The sequence below is a fragment of the Gloeothece verrucosa PCC 7822 genome (assembly GCF_000147335.1).
Taxonomy (GTDB): Bacteria; Cyanobacteriota; Cyanobacteriia; order Cyanobacteriales; family Microcystaceae; genus Gloeothece; species Gloeothece verrucosa.
This window is the reverse complement of sequence record NC_014501.1, coordinates 5,778,341-5,799,357: the sequence shown is the minus strand read 5'-3', so window position 1 is coordinate 5,799,357 and position 21,017 is coordinate 5,778,341. Positions and strand designations below refer to the sequence as shown.

Genomic DNA, 21,017 nt, shown 5'->3' with positions numbered 1-21,017 from the left:
TCAACAATGCCGGCTGGCCAGATTACGGAAAAAAGGCGAATGAAAATGATCACCTCAACCGTTCAAAAAACTGATGTGAGCCTGTTGTTTTCCCCTACCTCAATAAGAGGCAAGCCAGTGATCTTATGGGTTGGGCAGTAATCCTTTAGCCGATAACCATTCAAGATTGTAAAGTCGAGACTGATATCTTGCGCCTCCATCACATAAGACAGTTACAATCGTATGGCCTGGACCCATTTGTTTAGCCAGAGCAACAGCAGCACCGACATTAATACCCACAGAGCCGCCCATAAATAGGCCATCTTTATACATTAACTGATAAATAACACGAATGGCTTCAGAGTCATCCACTCTAATCGCGTCATCAATTGGGACTCCTTCCATGTTAGCGGTGATGCGGCTATTGCCAATCCCTTCAGTAATGGAATTTCCTTCTATTTTGATTTCTCGAGTTTTGACGTAACTATACAGACCGCTCCCCATCGGATCGGCTACGATACACTGAACATTAGGATTTTTTTCTTTGAGGAACATGGCTACTCCGGCATAAGTTCCTCCAGTACCTGTGGCTGACACCCAAGCATCAATTTTTCCGTCGGTTTGTTGCCAAATTTCGGGGCCTGTGGTTTCATAATGGGCCCTTCGGTTAGCCAAATTATCAAATTGGTTAGCCCAAATAGCATTATCCATCTCTTGCGCTACCCGTCCTGATAGTTTGACGTAGTTATTGGGATCTTTGTAAGGCACAGCCGGTACAGTCCGAACTTCTGCCCCTAATGTTCTTAGAAGATCGATTTTTTCTTGAGACTGGGTATCTGGAATAATAATCAGACACTTGTAACCTTTTGCATTACAAATATGTGCCAAGCCGATTCCCGTATTGCCGGCGGTTCCTTCGACCACCGTCCCACCAGGTTTAAGTAAACCTTTTTCTTCAGCATCTTTAATAATGTATTGGGCTGCCCGGTCTTTGACAGAACCACCTGGATTGAGAAATTCAGCTTTTCCCAAGATTTCACAGCCAGTCTGCTCACTGAAGCTTTTTAAGCGAATCAGGGGAGTGTTGCCAACTGTCCCTACAAAACCGTCCTTAATGTCCATTGTTACCGACAATTACACTGATCAATAAGACTATCCTACCAAGACTCATGACCTGGGACTAATGACTCGAAACTAATTGTAAATAAATGTAACAATATTGCTGTCAAACTGGCATAGCAGCTTGACAGTTTCAGAAATAACCGATAGAGTAAGGGAACATACCCGGGTACAGTAAATTTAGAGTGATATGCAAGACAAGCAAAAAGTCACACTATATCTCCCTCCTGGCGTTCATCGTCATCTAAAAATCAGGGCTGCTGTAGATAGCGAATCTATGTCAGCCGTTGTTGAAAAAGCGATCTCCTTTTACTTAAAGTATCCTGAAAAGGTAGAAGAAGTAGAGGAAGCCAACTACGGGAAAACTCATCAAGTTCATATTTGTCCAGAATGTGAAGCGGCCATGGTGATCAGAGAAGGGCAATTAGTGTCACTTAAACATCAACCAGGCGTAATCAAAGAAGAGTTTTCTATAGAAGTCCCAGAAATGGAAGTCCCGGAAACGGCCACCGTCAAGGGCGATCCCAACGGGGCACAAGAGTTAGTTCCCTGTTAAAGAGGGGAGCTAAAAAAACCCAAAACCAAGGATAATGATGTGGTTAAACCGTTAAACAAAAACTACACTTAGGTCGATGCTATGAAAGAAGAGCTAAACATTTTAATACAAGCTCAATATCCCTTAATCTATCTTGTTACTTCAGAAGAAGAACGAGCAGAGCAAGCAATCGCTAGAATCTCACAAATCAATAGTCAGCATCGGCGTGTGTATGTTTGGACGGTAACCCATGGTATCGTTGAATACGGCCAGCCCCGACAAGCGACTCAGCATAATACAGTATCTCCGGAAGCGGCAATAGAATGGGTAGTTCGCCAAAGAGATCCAGGTATTTATATATTCAAAGATTTACATCCCTTTATTACCTCAGCAGCAGTCAATCGGTGGTTGCGTGATGCAATCGCCAGCTTCAAAGGCACAGAAAAAATTATTATTTTGATGTCACCGCTCCAGGAAGTGCCCCTTGAGTTAGAAAAAGACCTAGTGGTCTTAGATTTCCCCTTACCGGATTTGACAGAACTCAATCAAGTGCTGTCGATGCAGTTAGATAAAATTAAAGCTCGTCGGCCAACCACCGAAGTGCGAGAAAAACTGCTTAAAGCGGCATTAGGGTTAACTAAGGATGAAGCGGAAAAAGTTTATCGAAAAGCTTATGTAAAAGCTAACAGGCTAACCGAAGAAGAAGTAGACATCATTCTGTCTGAGAAAAAACAACTCATTCGCCGTAATGGAATCTTAGAGTACATCGAAGAAGATGCAACAATCGACTCAGTCGGTGGGTTAGACGAACTGAAAAAGTGGCTTAGACAACGTTCAGGCGCTTTTACAGAAAGAGCCAGGGAATATGGACTCCCTCAACCAAAAGGGATGTTAATTCTAGGAGTTCCCGGTTGTGGAAAATCTCTAATTGCCAAAACCACTGCTCGCTTATGGGGTTTACCCCTACTGCGTTTAGATATGGGGCGAGTGTATGATGGGTCAATGGTAGGTCGTTCAGAAGCCAACCTTCGCAATGCTCTCAAGACAGCAGAATCTATTTCTCCGGGCATATTATTCATAGACGAATTAGATAAAGCTTTTGCTGGTGGAACCGGTTCAGCAGACTCGGATGGAGGTACATCTAGTCGGATCTTCGGCTCATTTTTAACCTGGATGCAAGAAAAAACCTCTCCCGTCTTTGTGATGGCCACAGCCAACCGAGTAGAAAGATTGCCAGGGGAATTCCTCCGCAAAGGGCGTTTTGATGAAATCTTCTTCGTCGATTTACCCACGCCTGAAGAGCGTCAACACATATTTAATATTCACCTTAGCCAACGGCGAAATGACATTTCTCGCTTCGATCTCGACCAATTAGCTAAGGTATCAGAAGGTTTTTCCGGAGCAGAAATTGAGCAGGCGATCATAGCCGCCATGTACGAAGCCTTTGCTCAAGACAGGGAGTTTACGCAGTTAGACATTATTGCTGCGATTAAATCCACCCTACCACTGTCTCGGACTATGACTGAGCAGGTAACAGCCCTCAGAGATTGGGCAAGACAAAGAGCAAGACCTGCCTCAGCCTCCGTTGCTGAATATCAGCGATTGGAGTTCTAACAGGCTTTCTCCTGTAAAAACAGGGCGAAAGGCTAGCAACCAGCTAGCAGTAAGATAAAAAAAAGCCGTCCCAATACTCCCAATATTAGACGGCACAAGTAAAACCAAAGTTGTTGTTGTTCACGTCATCATATATTTTTAGGAGGAAATCAAAATGTCTCATTTCAGCACTCTGCGCACCAAAATCACAGATGCCGAAATCTTAAAAAATTCTCTTCGTGACCTCGGGATCTCCGTTAAGAACGAAGCTGATGTAAGAGGTTACAACGGTCAGCGCGTTCGTGCCGACATCGTTGCTGTTCTCGAAGGAGAATATGACCTCGGTTGGTCTCGCAATAGCGATGGAACCTTCGATCTAATCGCTGATCTTTGGGGTGTTGCTAAGAAGCATAATCAAACCGAATTGATCAACTCTATTAATCAAAAATACGCTGTTAACAAAACTTTAGCAGAAGTTAAGCAGCGCGGATTACAGAACGCTAATGTTAAGCTGGTTGTTCAAAGCTAAAAATTAAAGCGCGTTCCCAAGCCTAGGGGTTGACCTGTCTTCGGTTAACCCTTTTTTCTTGGCAAAGTGTTTGTAATTTTTCAAGTAAGTCAATAACTGTACTTAAGCTTTTCCTTCACTTTCAATGTAATGCACTTTCAATAGCTTCTTCGAATTCATCACAGTCGTTAATTAACTTGAGGACAACTTTGTTAAAATAATTAACATCAATCAAGCTCATTTCTGCATTGTGCATAATAGAAAATACTTGTCTTCCTCCAATTTCTTCAATACACCAAAAACCAATTTTAAATTTAGAATTTTTGATAAGAAGCCATGTAGACAACTGATGAGGAATATCATCTATATCATCAAATTTCACTCCACTTGGACAGGAAAACTCTAAGGTGTTTTCATATCTAATAATATACAAAGTTTGAGAATTGCCGGAACTCATTTGAAAAACTAAAACTGCTTTATTATCATTAATATCAAGAATGTTCCATCCTATTTCTCGGCAATATCCCTGAATGGTTGAACGAAATCTATTAGATGAAAAAATATCTTTGTTAATAGCCATAGTGTATTCTCCTTTATTAATTGCTAGTTTTGTACCTAATGTAATTAGATTATTGCCACCACAAATATCACACTCAGCAGGTCGATAAATTGAAATAATTTCATGGCTACAATCCTTGCATTTATAAGTTGCCATAATTTCTAACCCTTCAAAAGATTCTTGCTGATTATAATTTTAGAGGGATTTTTACTGACATCACTTCGGCTTGTATCACTCTTAGTTTCAGTGTATAGAAGAGTTCCATGATGATAAAGATGTTTCAAATTATCATGGACTTCTTTGATAGATAATCTTTTATCTGTGTCCAAAATAATCATCTGTTCAATTAATTGAAAAACTGCTGCCTCAATTGGATTAGTAGAAATTTTAGTCACAAGTTTAGGCTGTAAATTACGACTAATTTTAAGCCGAGAAGTTTTAGGTGTCTCTGTCTTACTTTTTCCAGTGGCATCATAACTAGCAATGAGCAAATTATCTCGATTAAGCACAGCTTCATAAGGGTATGTATAGCGAGGAGAAAAAGTAGGAAGCATACCTGTCCAGTATTTGCAAAAAATTAAACCGAGTGAAAAAATATCAGATTTTTTATTTGGCGCTGGAGTTTCACCTTTAGTAGCAATATGTCGAGCAAATTCAGGAGAGTAATAAACTGGATCTCCTACTAAAAAATCATAGGCGACTGATTCACCATCAAGAATACTACTGTCAAAGTCAATAATTTTTGCAATCAGTTTACTTTCATATTCTTGGATAAGAATGTTATCCGGTTTTAAATCTAAGTGAATAATTCCATTTGAATGTAATATTTTTAAAGCCCCTGCCGCAGTTAACATGACAAACAAACGTTTTTTTGCTTCTAAAGTATGAACTTGTTCTGATAATGAGCTAGTATCAACTTTTTGAGAGACTTTAAAGTAATGACTACCATAATCATTTCCATATAAAAAACAGTCTATAGTTCTGACAACTAAGCCGCCATCACCACAAGCAGAAAGAGCATTAATAATAGCGAGTTGTTTTCTCTCAAATTCTTGACATTCAGCTTTTCTCTTCTCTTTACCTTTTTCACTGCCGGGAGATAAATCACCAGGATAAACAGGACTTAAAAATCTTTTAATAAAAAATTCTTCTCCATTGTATTCAGCAAAGCCCCATTCGCATTGACCCCCATTGGCACTGTCAAAATCACGGGTTACAGTGTATTGACCTATTAAATCTCCTATTGTGTAAGTCATGGAATAATATACCTCCTATAATGATAATATTAATAAGTATTTCCTCTGTCTGATTCTACTCTTTTAATTTCTTTGTTAACTATTGAAAGCATTTTCTGTAGATCAGAACGTCGAGTTTTATCATATTCTCTGTGATAAATCTCGTATGAATCGTAAAGATATTTTAAAGCATTTACTAAATTTTGTTGCTGATGATTGATGAGTCCCATTAGGTATAAAATATAAGGATTACGGGGATCATATTCGTGAATTTGCTGACAAATATTTAGTGCATCTTGTAGTTTCCCAGTTTTTTGTAGTGAAGTAGCAATGATTACCATAGAGTCTTCATCTATTAAATCTATTGAATGATTAGGTATTTTGATTACCTCATCAAAAAAAGGCACAATATTCTTATAATCTTGATAATAATCGTAGATTATTATTATTTCCAGTATTGCAGCTAAATAGTGTTCTTTTTTTTGCTCTATAATTTTATTAAAACATTCGACTGCTTCTCGAAATCGATATAGCTTTCTATAAGCTATACCTAAATTTAAGTTCCCTTTAATATGAGCCGGCTCTAATTTAATTAGTTGTTGATAAACTTCAATTGCTTTATACCATTGTTTAGATTCACAATACTTACGACCTTCTTCGTGTAGTTCTTGAATTTTTATTTGTGTTTCATCTCTGTCAGCTTTAACAAATTCTTCCTTATTAAAATCCTCATCTATTTCATCATCAATCTTTTGACTATCTATCTCTAATGAGTTACTATTTATGGGTTGACATATAGAATCTTCATCACTGGTTTTCTCTTTATTTTCCTTAAATTCTACAACCCATGTATTACTATTTTGTATCTGAATATCTTCATGATTATTTGTGTGTAATTTAGCTTCATAATTAATTCGATATTTATTCCATATCTGGTACAAATCATCATAACTACTTTGCTCATTAAACTGATCTAGAGTTTTTAATCTAGCTTGATAAGCATTTTTGAGAAATTCAAAATCATTAAATCCTATAGGATAAAGAATTAAAGAAACATCATCTTGCTTGATTTCTTCATACTTACTAAAAAGCAAATCCTGCCAATCTAGGGGGGTATTTGCTCTATTGAGAGTTTCCAGTAAAAGTCTCTCAAAATCCCAAGGCGAAGTTAAATATTGAAATCCCCCGTCAGTACAAGCAATAATACATCCTCTTTCTTCAAATTGTTCTGATTTGAAATTAATTCTCCAGTTAGCTTCCATATCAGCCGTAAAATACTGAGACATTGGTGGATCTTCGCGGATCATCTCAAAAGCATCTTTTTCAATAATTAGGTCATCAACTGTTAGCTGTTGTAAGCCTTTTTCAGGATTTAAGAAATAGATACGGGAATCTCCTATCCAAGCTATATTTACATTGCAATAATTATCTTGTTGAGAAATACTAGCCAGTGCCAAGGTAGTACACAATCTTTTTTGAACCAGAGAGCCTTTAAGTTTTGATGGTTTTAGATTAGTATCAGCTTTTTGTTTGAGATTTCTAGAAATTGTATCTTGAAGTTCAAATACTTTATCTTGAGTGATCTTTCCCTGCCATTGCTTTAAAAAAGATTCAGTTTTCTGAACAGCTTCTTGAGAAGCAATTTTTCCTCCTGTTAAGCCATTATATCCGGCTGATCTTCCCCCTAGTCCATCAAAAACTGCCATAACTACCGTTTCAGAAGTATCAGAATTTTTAGAAAAGGATAAAGCTAAGTGGGCATCCTCTCCTCGTTCACGTATAATCTCTAGATTTACAACTAAAGGAAATTCTTTCATTGGCTTCAGTCAGCAAAACTTTAAAGATAAGCTTAATTGCTAAAATCAATAGTTAAATACTATTAGCCACCACATCCAAAATTTGATCCATGTCGTATTCTTCTAGTCCGTCACCTGCTTTTGAAGGAGCTTGAACAACATTATCCCAAGCACTAGATATAATTGTCCAAGGCGTTGCGTCAGGAGCAAATAAGAGTAAACGTTTAGCAGGAGTGGGCATTTCACTCCAGTAGTCCGTCAGTTCATCTAGTGTTTGAGGAAGATTTTGAGGATAATAACTAGGTTTTGACCCTTTATCTAAGCTATGGGCACTAGCATCTGTATAAACTACTACAACATAACGTTGTCTGGCAAAGTCTTGTGATTTTTCCCAATTTGACTGAAGAGCTAACGCTAGGGCTTCTAAGCCACTTTCAGGTTCGTCGCCGCCACCCTCAGCTTCAATTCCTGTTACAAAATTAGCAAAATCAGCAGCTTGTGTCCTCAAATCAAAAAAATCTGAACAAATCATGGCTTCATCTTCTGAATCAGCCCAATAATCCCGAAAAACGATCACTTTGGCTCTAAGCTGATCAATCTTTTTTTGTTTGGCATCCATTTTTGCTTCTAATTTCTTATAAAAGCTGAGTGCTGCTGACTTCACCTCTTCAATTAAATGACCCATTGAGCCAGTACCATCAATGCACATCACTAAATCGACAGCGTATTTTACACTTTTACTCATAATACTTTTGCCAATTAGATAATCATACTTATTTCTAAAATAGCAAATATCTATCTTAAAGAGGAAGTTTTTATAGTTTTTTTATGATATGTCAACGCAATTAACAGCAACAAATAATTGAAATGATTTTATTATTTTGTAAATGCGTAATTTCATCTAATATTTGTTAATTATTGTAAATAAGTAATCGGACATAAATTCAAGATCACCCGAAGAGATTTGCCGAAGGCAGCAGTCATAAAAACACACTCAAGTTAAGCCACAGAGAGATTGTACCTATGTTGAGCGGATTAAAAATGGCTAAGAAACCCTCATTAACTAAAATATCAACTTTAATAGCTTCCTGTTGTAGTTCCTGAAAAATTTCTTCGGGCGCATTCGCACAAGATAAATCTTTGACAATTGCCTTGACAAATACCCCGAACTGTGTATTAAATTCGGCGGTAATATCTTTCAGCTTTTGTTCACAGCCGCTCATTAGAAAATCGCGCTCGCTTTTTATTAGATGATGTTAGTGAACGATAGTTATCGGCTTCTTTGCAAGTAATGTCGGTTGAGAAGAAAAACCTGCGGAATCAGCGAGACATCTCCGATGTCAAAACCTACTAATTTTTAGGAGATTTTGTGACAGGTTATTAGGAAAAAAGTAGGTGTTCAGGAAAACGGGTTAACTTAGGTTCTCGAGGACGGGTTAACTCGTTGTGGTTTGTTTTGCCCTTTTAGGGCAGATTTTAACCAAATAGAACCAGAAATTAAGGACGGGGCAATAGCAAAAATAGTCGCCATGATAATAGGATGTTCTCGTGCCCAAGGATACATGATTAGAACAGCGAGAATGATTCCACAATACACTAAACCGATGAAAGGAAGTCCTATGGCAAGTAAGCCAAATTTTGTATCTTTATCCATTGTTTTTCCATCCTGATAGAGACAAACCGAAATATTCCAGTGGTTGAAGAGAGACTAGCCGCACGCTCTTTATATTTTTATCTTAACCAATGTCTAGGGAATAGCGATCAATGCTTATGATCATTTAAACTATTTTAGGTAAATTTCTCATTCATTAACTTGACTATGCGTCTAACGCACCCTACTAGACTTTAAAAGGGCTGACGCGCGTCACTTTTACAATTGATTATCATCAGTCTCTTGGGCTTCTGTACGTAATCTGATTGACTCAACCCCAGCAAATAATCCTTCAGCTTGAGCAAGAACTTGAAGCGTATTAGACATTTTCTTTAAAGCTACAGGAGAATATTCGATCAAATTAGAATGCTTCATAAAGGTTTCTACTCCCAAAGCAGAAGCATAACGTACCGCCCCGGCAGTAGCCACAGACATAGCCGAACCTCCCAAGAAATCCCCCACCATCATAGGCGTAGAAGTGCCCAAAAAAATCGCCCCAGCATGACGAACCTGTTCTAAAAGTTCCCAAGGCTCAGATACCGCTAATTCCAAATGTTGAGGAGCAAAGAAATTAGATAACTGCACCGCCTCAACAAGAGAGTTCACCACTACAATTAACCCATAATGAGCGAGTGCCTTCTCGGTTAAAATCCTTTGGGGGTGATGCTGTAATTGTTGAGCCACCTGCTGACTCACCGTCGAAGCCATATCCGCATCGGTAGTCAACAAAATCGAAGCCGCTAAAGGAGTCCGTTCAGCTTGGCCCACTAAATCAGCCGCAATCGCCATAGGATTAGCACTATCATCAGCAATAATCACCAATTCAGAAGCTTCCGCCAAAGCATCGATTTTCACCGAGTCATAGACCATCTTTTTTGCCAGGGTTACATAAATATTGCCTAGCCCTGTAATGACATCAACTTTAGGGATGGTTTCGGTCCCGTAAGCTAAAGCGCCAATGGCCAAAGCCCCACCAAGGCGATAAATATCAGTGACTCCCGCTTCTATTGCCGCCACTAAAAGAGCCGGATGAATTTTTCCTGTGGTATTAGGCGGAGTGACCATGACAATTTGACCCACAGAAGCCACTTTAGCGGGGATAGCTTGTAATAGTACCAAACTCATCAGGGGAAAGGGCGCATCAGGCACATATAAACCCGCTCGCTCTACTGCTTGGTAACGCCTTCCCAGTACCACATCATCCTCTTGAAACTGAACCCAAGATTTAGGAAGACGCTGGCGATGAAAATTTTCGATTTGCCGGCAAGCTTGCTGAATTGCCACCAGAGCTTCCTTAGAAATTTGTTGATAAGCCGCATCAAGGTCTGAGCCACTAACTTTTAATTGTTGTGGGTTAAGTACCTGCTGAGAAAACGGTTCTGTATAATCTATCAGTGCCTGATTTCCCTTACGCTTAACCGCGTCTAAAATGTCTCTGACGGTCTCTTCTGCTTGGCGAAACTCTAAATCGCGGGTGCGATCCCGAATGCGCTTAAGCTCTGTTTGTGCCTCAGTCTGCTGAGTTATAATTCGCAGCATGGAGTCCAAATCCCCACTCTTTGCAACGGCTGGCTAGTCTAGTATAGTAATTGAGAACTGTTTCGGCATCAGTGTAAAAAACACTCTTTGCCTTACCGATCCCAATAGTTACCTTCTAGCTTACCTTGGATTTCAGTTTGCTCGCCGAATTGGCTGATCAGATCAAACGCCCTCTCTAAAACCGATCTATTGTGACTGCTGACACAACTTGTCAAGGATCAGATAAAGTTGTTATAATGGCAGTTCTGATCCGTTTTTGTCAATGTTAACCTAAGCAACCGTTTTATAAGTACGACTGTGGCCAATATAAAGTCTGCAATTAAACGTATTGAAATAGCTGAACGCAACCGCCTGCGTAACAAAGCCTATAAATCAGCCGTGAAAACGCTGATGAAAAAATTCTTGGTGGCGGTAGATCAACATACGGCTAACCCGAGCGAAGAAAGCCAAGCAGCCGTAAATCAAGCTCTATCAGCCGCCTATAGTAAAATCGATAAGGCAGTCAAACGGCGAGTATTGCACCGTAACAACGGAGCGAGGAAAAAAGCTCGACTCGCTAACGCGCTCAAAAAGGTAACGGCGGCTTCATAAGCTCATCGGTTCCCGATGCGATCGCATCGGTCCTAAACTGAGAGCCGTCATAAAAAGTTCCCTCCACCTGAACAAAAAATCCAATTAATCATTACCATAAGAAATGGGCTGTCTGAACAGCAATGAGGGGTAAATGAAGTTAATAGATACTCATGTTCACTTAAACTTCGATGTCTTTGGTGGGGAGCTAACCTCGTTATCGAGTCGCTGGCGAGAAGCTGAAGTAGTTCATTTAGTTCACTCCTGCGTAGAACCTGGAGAATTTAAGAGCATAAGAGCGATCGCCGATCAAATCCCGGAACTTTCTTTTGCCGTTGGACTTCATCCCCTAGATGCCTCGAAGTGGAAACCCGAAATGGCATCAGAAATTTTAAGCCTTGCTAAATCAGATCAGCGAGTCGTGGCCATTGGGGAAATTGGCTTAGACTACTATAAAGCCGATAATATCCAACAGCAAAAAGAAGTTCTCTGGACACAGCTAGAAATCGCCCACCAATTAAATAAACCCGTAATTATCCATTGTCGCTCTGCCGCCGCCGCCTTGAGAGAACTGTTAGAATCCTTTTGGAGTCAATATGATCCAGTAGAAGGAGTCATGCACTGTTGGGGAGGAAACAGCGAAGAAACCCAATGGTTTTTAGATTTAGGTTTTTATATCAGCTTTAGTGGAATTGTGACCTTTAAAAAAGCCAATTCAGTGCAAGAATCAGCCTTAATCGTTCCCGAAAATCGTTTATTGATCGAAACAGATTGTCCTTTTTTAGCCCCGGTGCCCAAGCGAGGAAAACGCAATGAGCCGGCTTTTGTGCGTTATGTGGCCGAAGCGGTTGCCCAAATTAGAAATGTTTCTTTAGAAACTCTCGCTCAACAAACAACCGAAAACGCCTGTAGGTTATTTAAATTAAACATAGAAACTGCTGAAAAAAATGCTAATAAAAATTAAAAGTTATGCTTTTAGCCTCCTGTGGGATTTAACCCACTAAAGAGGGTTGATGGTTGATAACGGGAAAATCTAACCTTAGATTTGAGCCAAAATTAACCCTCAACAACAGACCGCTAATCACCCACCCTTAACCTATACGAAAATCCGACCTCATGAGCAACCTAACTTATAACCTTCTCCCTGATTTAATCTCCATACAACGCTCGAGTTTTCGGTGGTTTCTCGAAGAAGGATTAATCGAAGAACTAGACAGTTTTTCCCCCATTACTGACTATACCGGTAAATTAGAATTACACTTTTTAGGACAAGACTACAAACTCAAAGAGCCTAAATATGCTGTAGATGAAGCTAAGCGGCGCGATAGTACCTATTCAGTACAAATGTATGTTCCCACCCGCTTAATCAACAAAGAAACGGGCAATATCAAAGAACAAGAAGTATTTATTGGCGACTTGCCCTTGATGACAGAACGGGGAACATTTATTATCAACGGGGCCGAACGGGTCATTGTTAACCAAATTGTCCGCTCACCGGGGGTGTATTATAAATGCGAATACGACAAAAATGGTCGTCGGACCTACTCGGCTTCTTTAATTCCCAACCGGGGAGCTTGGTTAAAGTTTGAAACCGATAAAAACGGATTAGTCTGGGTCAGAATAGACAAAACTCGCAAACTATCGGCACAAGTTCTCTTAAAAGCCATCGGATTATCCGATAATGAAATCCTTGATGCCCTACGTCATCCCGACTTCTATCAAAAAACCCTAGACAAAGAAGGCAACCCCAGTGAAGAAGAAGCCCTCTTAGAACTCTACCGCAAACTGCGACCCGGGGAACCCCCAACCGTAAGCGGCGGACAATTATTACTCGAGTCTCGTTTCTTTGACAACAAACGCTACGATTTAGGAAGAGTCGGACGATATAAACTCAATAAAAAACTGCGGCTAAACGTAGCAGATACCATCCGAGTCCTCAGACAAGAAGATATCTTAGCCGCTATCGACTACCTAATAAACCTAGAATTCGACATTGGCAGCACCGATGATATCGACCATTTGGGCAACCGTCGGGTGCGTTCAGTGGGAGAATTACTACAAAACCAGGTCAGAGTAGGACTCAACCGCCTAGAAAGAATTATTCGCGAACGCATGACAGTCAGTGAAGCCGATAGTTTAACCCCGGCTTCTTTGGTCAACCCCAAACCCCTCGTGGCGGCTATTAAAGAATTTTTTGGTTCGTCCCAACTCTCTCAATTTATGGACCAAACTAACCCCTTAGCAGAATTAACCCACAAACGACGTTTATCAGCCCTTGGGCCAGGAGGACTAACCCGAGAACGGGCCGGCTTTGCGGTGCGAGATATTCACCCCTCCCATCACGGAAGAATCTGCCCTGTAGAAACCCCAGAAGGCCCCAACGCCGGCTTAATAGGCTCTTTAGCCACATATGCGCGAGTCAATCAATATGGATTTATAGAAACTCCCTACTATCGCGTAGAAAACGGACGAGTCCGTCGAGAATTAGCACCTGTTTATCTCACCGCCGATGAAGAAGATGATTTTCGCGTAGCGCCTGGGGATGTAGCTACCGATGAAGCTGGGGTTATTGTTGGGGAGAGTGTGCCGGTCCGTTACCGTCAAGAATTCTCTACCACTGAACCCGAACAAGTGGATTATGTCGCGGTTTCGCCGGTGCAAATTGTCTCAGTAGCGACCTCCTTAATTCCCTTCCTAGAACATGATGACGCAAACCGCGCCCTGATGGGATCTAATATGCAGCGTCAGGCAGTGCCGCTACTGCGTCCAGAACGTCCTCTCGTGGGAACAGGTTTAGAAGCCCAAACAGCCCGAGATTCAGGGATGGTCATCGTCTCGCGCAGTCACGGGGTAGTAACTCATGTAGACGCGACGACCATCAGAGTTAAGGTTAAAAGCGAAGAGCGAGTGATTGAATATGAATTGCAAAAATATCAACGCTCTAACCAAGATACCTGTCTCAATCAACGTCCCCTGGTATATATGGGAGAAGAAGTCGTGCCCGGGCAAGTATTAGCCGATGGTTCAGCCACCGAAGGCGGAGAAATCGCCCTAGGACAAAATATTCTAGTAGCTTATATGCCTTGGGAAGGCTACAACTATGAAGATGCTATCCTCATCAGTGAGCGGCTGGTCTATGACGATGTTTATACCTCCATCCACGTAGAAAAATACGAAATCGAAGCGCGCCAAACTAAACTAGGGCCAGAAGAAATTACCCGAGAAATCCCTAATGTAGGCGAAGACGCTTTAAGAAACCTAGATGAACGAGGCATTATTCGCATTGGGGCCTGGGTAGAAGCCGGAGATATTCTGGTAGGAAAAGTGACCCCCAAAGGAGAATCAGATCAGCCGCCAGAAGAAAAGCTCTTACGGGCAATTTTCGGCGAAAAAGCTCGAGATGTGCGCGATAATTCCCTGCGAGTGCCCAACGGAGAAAAAGGACGGGTAGTAGATGTGCGCGTGTTTACCCGAGAACAAGGCGATGAATTACCCCCCGGCGCGAATATGGTAGTCCGCGTCTATGTGGCCCAAAAACGAAAAATCCAAGTAGGCGATAAAATGGCCGGTCGTCACGGCAATAAAGGGATTATTTCCCGTATTCTGCCCATAGAAGATATGCCCTATCTGCCCGATGGTCGCCCGGTCGATATTGTTCTCAACCCCTTGGGTGTGCCCTCACGGATGAACGTCGGACAAGTATTTGAATGCCTTTTAGGATGGGCCGGCGAAAACTTAGGGGTACGCTTTAAAATTACGCCCTTTGATGAAATGTATGGAGAAGAAGCCTCCCGAGAAACAGTACATGGACTGCTAAATCAAGCATCCAACCGCCCCGGCAAAGAATGGGTCTTCTCTCAAGACCATCCCGGCAAAATAATGGTCTATGATGGGCGCACCGGCGAACCTTTTGACCGCCCCGTCACCGTCGGACAAGCTTATATGCTTAAACTGGTTCACCTAGTAGATGATAAAATTCATGCTCGCTCTACAGGACCCTATTCTCTGGTTACTCAGCAACCCTTGGGCGGCAAGGCGCAACAAGGTGGCCAACGCTTCGGAGAAATGGAAGTATGGGCGCTCGAAGCTTATGGCGCGGCTTATACCCTCCAAGAACTGCTAACAGTAAAATCTGACGATATGCAGGGACGAAATGAAGCTCTTAATGCCATTGTTAAAGGAAAACCCATTCCTCGCCCCGGAACCCCTGAATCATTTAAAGTCTTGATGCGAGAATTACAATCGTTAGGCTTAGATATTGCCGTTCATAAAGTAGAAACCCTTACCGATGGAACCTCTCGAGATGTAGAAGTAGATTTAATGGCTGACATGGGCCGTCGTACTCCTTCTCGTCCTACTTATGAATCTTTGACCACCGAAGACCTACAAGAAGAAGAAGCCTAAATTAGTCCTTAGTCAATAGTCAATAGTCAATAGTCCGCGCGTAAAGAGGATTTCATCTTACATAATCCCTTTGCTTATAACCAATAACTAATAACGCTCCGACTAACGACTAACGACTAATGACTAACGACTAATGACTAATAACTTAACTGTTAACTGTTAACCGAAAAAAAGATGTTCTACAATTACATTGTCGATAAAGGACGCTTAAAAAAACTCATCGCCAGAATATTCCGCGAACAAGGTTCTGCCCGTTGCGCTCAATTAGCTGATGAACTGAAAAATCTCGGCTTTCGTTTTGCCACAAAAGCCGGTGTTTCTATCAGCGTCGAAGACCTGACCGTGCCGCCCGCTAAACGGAAAATGCTCGAAAGCGCCGAACAAGAAATTCGCATCACCGAGCAACGTTATGCCCGAGGCGAAATCACAGAAGTAGAACGCTTTCAAAAAGTGATCGATACCTGGAATAGCACCTCAGAGCAACTCAAAGATGAAGTAGTCAGTAACTTCCGCCGCACAGATCCCCTCAATTCAGTGTATATGATGGCTTTTTCTGGGGCACGGGGAAACATGAGCCAAGTGCGGCAGTTAGTCGGGATGCGGGGCCTAATGGCAGACCCTCAAGGGGAAATTATTGACTTACCCATTAAAACCAACTTCCGCGAAGGGTTAACCGTAACTGAATACGTCATCTCCTCTTATGGGGCGCGTAAAGGCTTAGTAGACACCGCCCTGCGAACGGCAGATAGTGGATATCTCACCCGTCGTCTGGTGGATGTCGCTCAAGATGTGATTGTGCGCGAGCATGATTGTGGCACTAACCGGTGCATTGTAGTAGAACCGATGAAAGACGGGGACCGCGTTTTAATACCCCTGTCTGACCGCCTAATGGGACGAACTTTAGCCGAAGATGTCGTGGTAGATGGCAAAATCATCGCTCAGAGAAATGACGAAATAGACGACGATACCTCCATCTTTATTGGTAAGCAAGTAGAGCGCGTAAAAGTCCGTTCTCCCCTCACTTGTGAAGCCGTGCGCTCGGTGTGCCAAAAATGCTATGGTTGGAGTCTAGCCCACAGCTATCTAGTAGATTTAGGCGAAGCAGTGGGAATTATTGCCGCTCAATCCATTGGGGAACCCGGTACACAATTAACCATGCGGACCTTCCACACAGGCGGGGTATTTACCGGCGAAGTCGCCCGTCAGGTAAAAGCCAGCCAAGACGGAACCATTAGCTTAAAAGGGATTAGTACCCGTCGAGTCCGTACCCGTCACGGAGAAGAACGCGAACAGGTGGAAGTCGCTGGCGACCTAGAACTAATTGTAGCTGGAGAAAAAACTCCGATCAGCTTCTCCCTGACCCCCGGCTCACTGATATTTGTCGAAGATGGGCAGCAAGTCGAAAAAGGACATCTTCTGGCCGAAGTCACCAGTGCAAAAGTTCAACGCTCTACAGAAAAAGCCACTAAAGATGTAGCCACAGATTTAGCCGGCGAGGTAGTTTTTGCCAATGTGGTGCCAGAAGAAAAAACCGACCGTCAAGGAAATACTACCCGTATCGCTCAAAGAGGCGGCTTATTGTGGGTATTATCCGGCGAAGTCTATAATTTACCCCCAGGGGCCGAGCCGGTGGTGGCTAATGGCGATAAGGTAGAAGTGGGCAGCGTTTTAGCAGAAACAAAGTTAGTCTCGGCCAATGGGGGTGTAGTGCGCTTTGACCCCAATAGCCGCGAAATTGACATTGTCACTGCTTCGGTATTGTTGGATCAAGCTCAGGTAAAAATTGAAAGTAGCGCCGGGCGCGATCAATATGTTATTTACACCACTGATGGACAGCGATTTTTACTCAAAGCGACCCCAGGCACTAAAGTTCAAAATCATGCGGTAGTGGCGGAGTTGATCGACGATCGCTATACCACTAAAACTGGCGGCGTGATTAAATATGCCGGGGTTGATGTGGCTCGGGGAAATCGTAAAATCGGTTATGAAGTGGTGCAAGGAGGTACCATTCTTTGGATACCTGAAGAAACTCATGAGGTGAATAAAGATATTTCTCTGCTACAAGTAGAAGATGGACAGTATGTCGAAGCCGGTGAAGAAGTGGTAAAAGACATTTATTGTCAATCCTCCGGCGTAGTAGAAGTGATTCAGAAAAATGACATTTTGCGGGAAATTATTATTAAACCTGGAGAACTTCATCTCGATTTAGACCCCGATGAAGTGGGCATAGAAAACGGACAAATCGTCGCTCCAGGAACAGAGGTATTACCCGGCATAGTCACCAGCGAACTGCGCCAAGCTGAATGGATAGAAAGCACCGAAGGATTGGGCTTATTACTGCGTCCGGTCGAAGAATTTACGGTTTATGATGAACCGGCGGCCCCTTCTCAAGGTTCTATTAATCAAGAAGGCGGGCGCTCCATTGAATTGCGCTCAGTACAACGTCTCTATTTTAAAGATGGAGAACGGGTAAAATCCGTCGATGGCTGTCAGTTACTTAGCACTCAATTGGTCTTAGAAATTGGCAACGAGGAAACCGATTCTGTAGCCAGCAATATTGCCGCAGATATTGAGTTAAAAGCCGATGAAAATGATGGCCAAGAGCGGCTACAGTTGGTCATTTTAGAAACCCTCGTGCTGCGCAGAGAAACAGAAATTGACCCCCTAGGCGGCAGTGTTCAAACTCGCGTCTTAGTTCAAGATGGCGATGAGATTCCCACTGGTGCGGTAGTGGCCCGTACAGAAATCCAATGTAAAGAAGCCGGACAAGTGCGAGGGATTAAAAGCGGCATAGAAGCTATTCGCCGCATTTTGATCGTCAGAGATTCAGACCTTAAGCAAGTGACGGTACCGTCTAAACCATCGGTTAGTTTTAATGATTTGGTGGTGGCCGGCACAGAAATTGCCTCAGATTATCAAATAGAAGAATCAGGCCAGGTTATTTCTATTGAGAAAAAAGAGTCAGAGTATGAAATTACCCTACGCATAGCCCGTCCTTATCGGGTGTCTGCCGGTGCCATTTTACACATCGATGATGGCGATTTGGTGCAACGGGGGGATAACCTGGTGCTGCTGGTGTTTGAACGGGCGAAAACTGGGGATATTATTCAAGGTTTGCCGCGTATTGAGGAGCTTTTAGAGGCTCGCAAACCGAAGGAAGCTTGTGTGCTGTCGCGTAAGCCCGGAACCGCTCAGGTAGAATATTGGGAAGATGAGAGTGTGGATGTCAAGGTGATTGAGGAGGACGGAACGATCACTGAATATCCGATCTTACCCGGACAAAATGTTATTGTCAGCGATGGGCAACAGGTGACGGCGGGGCAACCTTTGACGGATGGGCCGGCTAATCCTCATGAGATCTTGGAAGTCTTCTTTAATATGTATGTGGATATTAAGGGGGTTTATGAGGCGGCTTTGATTGGTTTGGAAAAAGCTCAGTTGTTTTTGGTGGCGCAGGTGCAGTCGGTTTATCAGTCTCAGGGGATTGATATTTCTGATAAACATATTGAGGTGATTGTGCGGCAGATGACTTCTAAGGTACGCATAGATGATGGGGGTGATACCACTATGTTACCGGGTGAGTTGGTGGAGTTGCGCCAAGTTGAGCAAGTGAATGAGGCCATGGCCATTACTGGAGGTGCGCCGGCCCGTTATACTCCTGTGTTGTTGGGGATTACGAAAGCGTCGCTGAATACGGATAGCTTTATTAGTGCGGCTTCTTTCCAAGAGACCACTCGGGTGCTGACAGAGGCGGCTATTGAAGGCAAGTCTGATTGGTTACGAGGACTTAAGGAGAATGTGATTATTGGGCGCTTGATTCCGGCAGGGACTGGGTTTATTCATAGTGAACCCCAAGGATTAACCCCTGTAGAGGCGGTTGAAGATTATAGTCCAAGGATGTCTCCTTATGATACAGGTTCATCTCGGTTATTAGTCAAAGACTTAGAGGATGATGGGGATATGATTCTCGATGATCATATTGCTCGCGCTTATACTGAGGGCGATGATCTCGATGAAGATGAGTTTGATGGGGACCTCTTTGCTACCGATGATGGTTATGATGAGGATGATTTTGATGATTTTTCTGATGATGAAGATTAAAATTTTTGTCTAAATAGACACAATTATTCTCATCTTTATCACTATTAGCACAGGTCTAGTACCTGTGTTTTTTTTTAGAATACAATTATCAACTATATTGAATAATATGACTTATCCTCTCGCACCTTGGACATTAGAAGGATATGCTTTTTTAAGCGTTTATTTAGTGGATATCGACGTGAGCCGATCTTTTATTCCTTCTGAATTAGAGATTATTTCAGTTTGGCCAGGAAAAACCCTAGGGGGTGTATATTTTGCTAATTATCAAGGCGGCTCGGTTTTAGAATACAATGAATTAATTGTTGTGCCGGCATTCGTTCGTTATCAGGAAAAAGTTGGCAGTATCATTTCTCATATTTACGTTGATCATCAGGACTCGGTATCCGGTGGCCGAGAAATTTGGGGTTTACCTAAAGAATTGGCTCAATTTACCTGGGATAATCAGGGCGTAAGTATTTCTCAAAATCATCGCCAGCTTTGTCATTTTCGTCATCAGAAAGGTTTTTTTAATCTATCCACTGGATGGCGGCAGCAATTGAGCGGCGAAAGTTTTGGCGGTTTAGAAACTGATTTACTATATTTTAGTAGTACATTTAAGTCTCATATTGGTCTAGTGGAAGGTCACTTAGAAATTCCTCCCCAAAGCCCTTTTTATCAGTTAAAATTGAGTCAACCGATGTTAACTTTGCAATTAAGCCAGTTATCCTTAATGGTCAATCCTCCAACAATTGTTGGACAAAAATCTATTTGACAATCCATTTATGAAAGCTAAACATTCTATTAACCTTCACAAGGGACTTACTTTTGTATTTATCCTAGCTTTAATGGCTATTTATCAAAATTATAATCTTGGAGCTTGGGTTTATCTTGCTTTACATGGAACTTATGGGATATTATGGTTATTAAAGGATCAATTATATCCCGATAAAAAATGGGAATAAGAACTCTCATTTGGGTTAGCTATTATTACCTTTTTGCTGTTGAGTTTATTCTGGGTTGCCCCTTTTATATTAATTAGCACCCGTTCTGAACCTTCACTTCCTTTAATGGCTGCTGCTATTTCATTAAATCTTCTTGGAATTTTTCTTCACTATGGCAGCGATGCTCAGAAATATTATACTCTTAAATACAAATCTGGATTAATTACCGAAGGCTTTTTTGCCCGTTGTCGAAATCCAAATTATTTAGGAGAAGCTTGTATTTATATTAGCTTTGCTATGTTAGCTCAACATTGGCTTCCTTTTCTCATCCTAGGATTTATGGTGGCTATGGTATGGATACCGAATATGTTAAAAAAAGATCAGTCTCTTTCTCGTTATCCAGAATTTGAAAATTATAAAGCTAATTCTGGCTTAATTTTTCCTAAGTTATGGTCAAAAAAATTTCAAGATTTAGAGGAGATTAGTTCGTAGAATGGGTTAGACGTAA

Annotated in this window: 17 protein-coding genes and 1 pseudogene; 10 read left to right on the top strand and 8 right to left on the bottom strand. The window is 41.9% G+C overall.

What is annotated here, in order from left to right; translation table 11 throughout:
- Positions 1-123: 123 nt before the first annotated feature.
- The gene (locus tag CYAN7822_RS26065; RefSeq protein ID WP_013325254.1) at positions 124-1,101 is read right to left on the bottom strand and encodes a cysteine synthase A; all 978 of its coding nucleotides are present in this window, start codon (positions 1,099-1,101) and stop codon (positions 124-126) included.
- 187 nt (positions 1,102-1,288) lie between these two features.
- Between CYAN7822_RS26065 and CYAN7822_RS26060 the strand changes: the two genes are divergently transcribed.
- The 3 genes from CYAN7822_RS26060 (at position 1,289) to CYAN7822_RS26050 (ending at position 3,755) form a co-directional block, all read left to right on the top strand.
- Complete coding sequence (locus CYAN7822_RS26060) at positions 1,289-1,654, top strand: slr0373 family blue light stress response protein (RefSeq protein ID WP_013325253.1); 366 nt, start codon at positions 1,289-1,291, stop codon at positions 1,652-1,654.
- 81 nt (positions 1,655-1,735) lie between these two features.
- On the top strand, positions 1,736-3,247 hold the full coding sequence (gene ycf46, locus CYAN7822_RS26055; RefSeq protein ID WP_013325252.1) for a stress-responsive protein Ycf46: 1,512 nt from the start codon (positions 1,736-1,738) through the stop codon (positions 3,245-3,247).
- A gap of 154 nt (positions 3,248-3,401) precedes the next feature.
- Entirely contained in the window at positions 3,402-3,755 is a 354-nt protein-coding gene (locus CYAN7822_RS26050; protein WP_013325251.1) for a DUF1257 domain-containing protein, read from the top strand.
- Positions 3,756-3,876: 121 nt separating this feature from the next.
- Here CYAN7822_RS26050 and CYAN7822_RS26045 read toward each other — a convergent pair whose 3' ends face one another.
- The 7 genes from CYAN7822_RS26045 to hisD all read right to left on the bottom strand — a co-directional run bounded on the left by CYAN7822_RS26045 (position 3,877) and on the right by hisD (position 10,514).
- Positions 3,877-4,449 carry a hypothetical protein gene (locus tag CYAN7822_RS26045; protein WP_013325250.1) on the bottom strand — a complete coding sequence of 191 codons (573 nt, stop codon included), beginning with the start codon at positions 4,447-4,449 and terminating at the stop codon, positions 3,877-3,879.
- 5 nt (positions 4,450-4,454) lie between these two features.
- Positions 4,455-5,549, bottom strand: a complete 1,095-nt coding sequence (locus CYAN7822_RS26040) for a protein kinase domain-containing protein (protein ID WP_013325249.1) — start codon at positions 5,547-5,549, stop codon at positions 4,455-4,457.
- Between the two features lie 29 nt (positions 5,550-5,578).
- Positions 5,579-7,345: a protein phosphatase 2C domain-containing protein gene (locus CYAN7822_RS26035; protein WP_013325248.1), complete on the bottom strand. Its 1,767-nt coding sequence runs from the start codon at positions 7,343-7,345 to the stop codon at positions 5,579-5,581.
- 52 nt (positions 7,346-7,397) lie between these two features.
- Positions 7,398-8,069, bottom strand: coding sequence for a vWA domain-containing protein (locus tag CYAN7822_RS26030; protein ID WP_013325247.1), 672 nt, complete (start codon positions 8,067-8,069; stop codon positions 7,398-7,400).
- A 235-nt stretch (positions 8,070-8,304) separates the two neighbouring features.
- Positions 8,305-8,547: a hypothetical protein gene (locus tag CYAN7822_RS26025; protein ID WP_041933395.1), complete on the bottom strand. Its 243-nt coding sequence runs from the start codon at positions 8,545-8,547 to the stop codon at positions 8,305-8,307.
- Between the two features lie 194 nt (positions 8,548-8,741).
- Complete coding sequence (locus CYAN7822_RS26020; RefSeq protein WP_013325246.1) at positions 8,742-8,978, bottom strand: hypothetical protein; 237 nt, start codon at positions 8,976-8,978, stop codon at positions 8,742-8,744.
- Positions 8,979-9,194: 216 nt separating this feature from the next.
- Entirely contained in the window at positions 9,195-10,514 is a 1,320-nt protein-coding gene (gene hisD, locus CYAN7822_RS26015) for a histidinol dehydrogenase (RefSeq protein ID WP_013325245.1), read from the bottom strand.
- A gap of 297 nt (positions 10,515-10,811) precedes the next feature.
- Between hisD and rpsT the strand changes: the two genes are divergently transcribed.
- The 7 genes and pseudogenes from rpsT to CYAN7822_RS25985 all read left to right on the top strand — a co-directional run bounded on the left by rpsT (position 10,812) and on the right by CYAN7822_RS25985 (position 21,001).
- Positions 10,812-11,105, top strand: coding sequence for a 30S ribosomal protein S20 (gene rpsT, locus CYAN7822_RS26010; RefSeq protein WP_013325244.1), 294 nt, complete (start codon positions 10,812-10,814; stop codon positions 11,103-11,105).
- A gap of 133 nt (positions 11,106-11,238) precedes the next feature.
- A complete protein-coding gene (locus CYAN7822_RS26005; RefSeq protein WP_013325243.1) occupies positions 11,239-12,048 on the top strand; it encodes a TatD family hydrolase in 810 nt (269 codons plus the stop codon).
- A 152-nt stretch (positions 12,049-12,200) separates the two neighbouring features.
- A complete protein-coding gene (rpoB, locus tag CYAN7822_RS26000) occupies positions 12,201-15,488 on the top strand; it encodes a DNA-directed RNA polymerase subunit beta (protein WP_013325242.1) in 3,288 nt (1,095 codons plus the stop codon).
- Positions 15,489-15,662: 174 nt separating this feature from the next.
- Positions 15,663-19,511: pseudogene (locus CYAN7822_RS25995) on the top strand (DNA-directed RNA polymerase subunit beta'); the annotation flags it as partial.
- 184 nt (positions 19,512-19,695) lie between these two features.
- On the top strand, positions 19,696-20,340 hold the full coding sequence (locus CYAN7822_RS25990; RefSeq protein ID WP_013325240.1) for an acetoacetate decarboxylase family protein: 645 nt from the start codon (positions 19,696-19,698) through the stop codon (positions 20,338-20,340).
- 10 nt (positions 20,341-20,350) lie between these two features.
- Positions 20,351-20,530 carry a hypothetical protein gene (locus tag CYAN7822_RS40375; RefSeq protein ID WP_342635683.1) on the top strand — a complete coding sequence of 60 codons (180 nt, stop codon included), beginning with the start codon at positions 20,351-20,353 and terminating at the stop codon, positions 20,528-20,530.
- Positions 20,531-20,563: 33 nt separating this feature from the next.
- Positions 20,564-21,001, top strand: coding sequence for a methyltransferase family protein (locus CYAN7822_RS25985; protein ID WP_342635682.1), 438 nt, complete (start codon positions 20,564-20,566; stop codon positions 20,999-21,001).
- Positions 21,002-21,017: the final 16 nt, after the last annotated feature.

Coding starts and splice junctions, on each gene's coding strand:
- CYAN7822_RS26065 (WP_013325254.1), bottom strand. CDS start 1,101: ATGGACATTAAGGACGGTTTTGTAGGGACAGTTGGCAACACTCCCCTG.
- CYAN7822_RS26060 (WP_013325253.1), top strand. CDS start 1,289: ATGCAAGACAAGCAAAAAGTCACACTATATCTCCCTCCTGGCGTTCAT.
- ycf46 (WP_013325252.1), top strand. CDS start 1,736: ATGAAAGAAGAGCTAAACATTTTAATACAAGCTCAATATCCCTTAATC.
- CYAN7822_RS26050 (WP_013325251.1), top strand. CDS start 3,402: ATGTCTCATTTCAGCACTCTGCGCACCAAAATCACAGATGCCGAAATC.
- CYAN7822_RS26045 (WP_013325250.1), bottom strand. CDS start 4,449: ATGGCAACTTATAAATGCAAGGATTGTAGCCATGAAATTATTTCAATT.
- CYAN7822_RS26040 (WP_013325249.1), bottom strand. CDS start 5,549: ATGACTTACACAATAGGAGATTTAATAGGTCAATACACTGTAACCCGT.
- CYAN7822_RS26035 (WP_013325248.1), bottom strand. CDS start 7,345: ATGAAAGAATTTCCTTTAGTTGTAAATCTAGAGATTATACGTGAACGA.
- CYAN7822_RS26030 (WP_013325247.1), bottom strand. CDS start 8,069: ATGAGTAAAAGTGTAAAATACGCTGTCGATTTAGTGATGTGCATTGAT.
- CYAN7822_RS26025 (WP_041933395.1), bottom strand. CDS start 8,547: ATGAGCGGCTGTGAACAAAAGCTGAAAGATATTACCGCCGAATTTAAT.
- CYAN7822_RS26020 (WP_013325246.1), bottom strand. CDS start 8,978: ATGGATAAAGATACAAAATTTGGCTTACTTGCCATAGGACTTCCTTTC.
- hisD (WP_013325245.1), bottom strand. CDS start 10,514: ATGCTGCGAATTATAACTCAGCAGACTGAGGCACAAACAGAGCTTAAG.
- CYAN7822_RS26005 (WP_013325243.1), top strand. CDS start 11,239: ATGAAGTTAATAGATACTCATGTTCACTTAAACTTCGATGTCTTTGGT.
- rpoB (WP_013325242.1), top strand. CDS start 12,201: ATGAGCAACCTAACTTATAACCTTCTCCCTGATTTAATCTCCATACAA.
- CYAN7822_RS25990 (WP_013325240.1), top strand. CDS start 19,696: ATGACTTATCCTCTCGCACCTTGGACATTAGAAGGATATGCTTTTTTA.
- CYAN7822_RS40375 (WP_342635683.1), top strand. CDS start 20,351: ATGAAAGCTAAACATTCTATTAACCTTCACAAGGGACTTACTTTTGTA.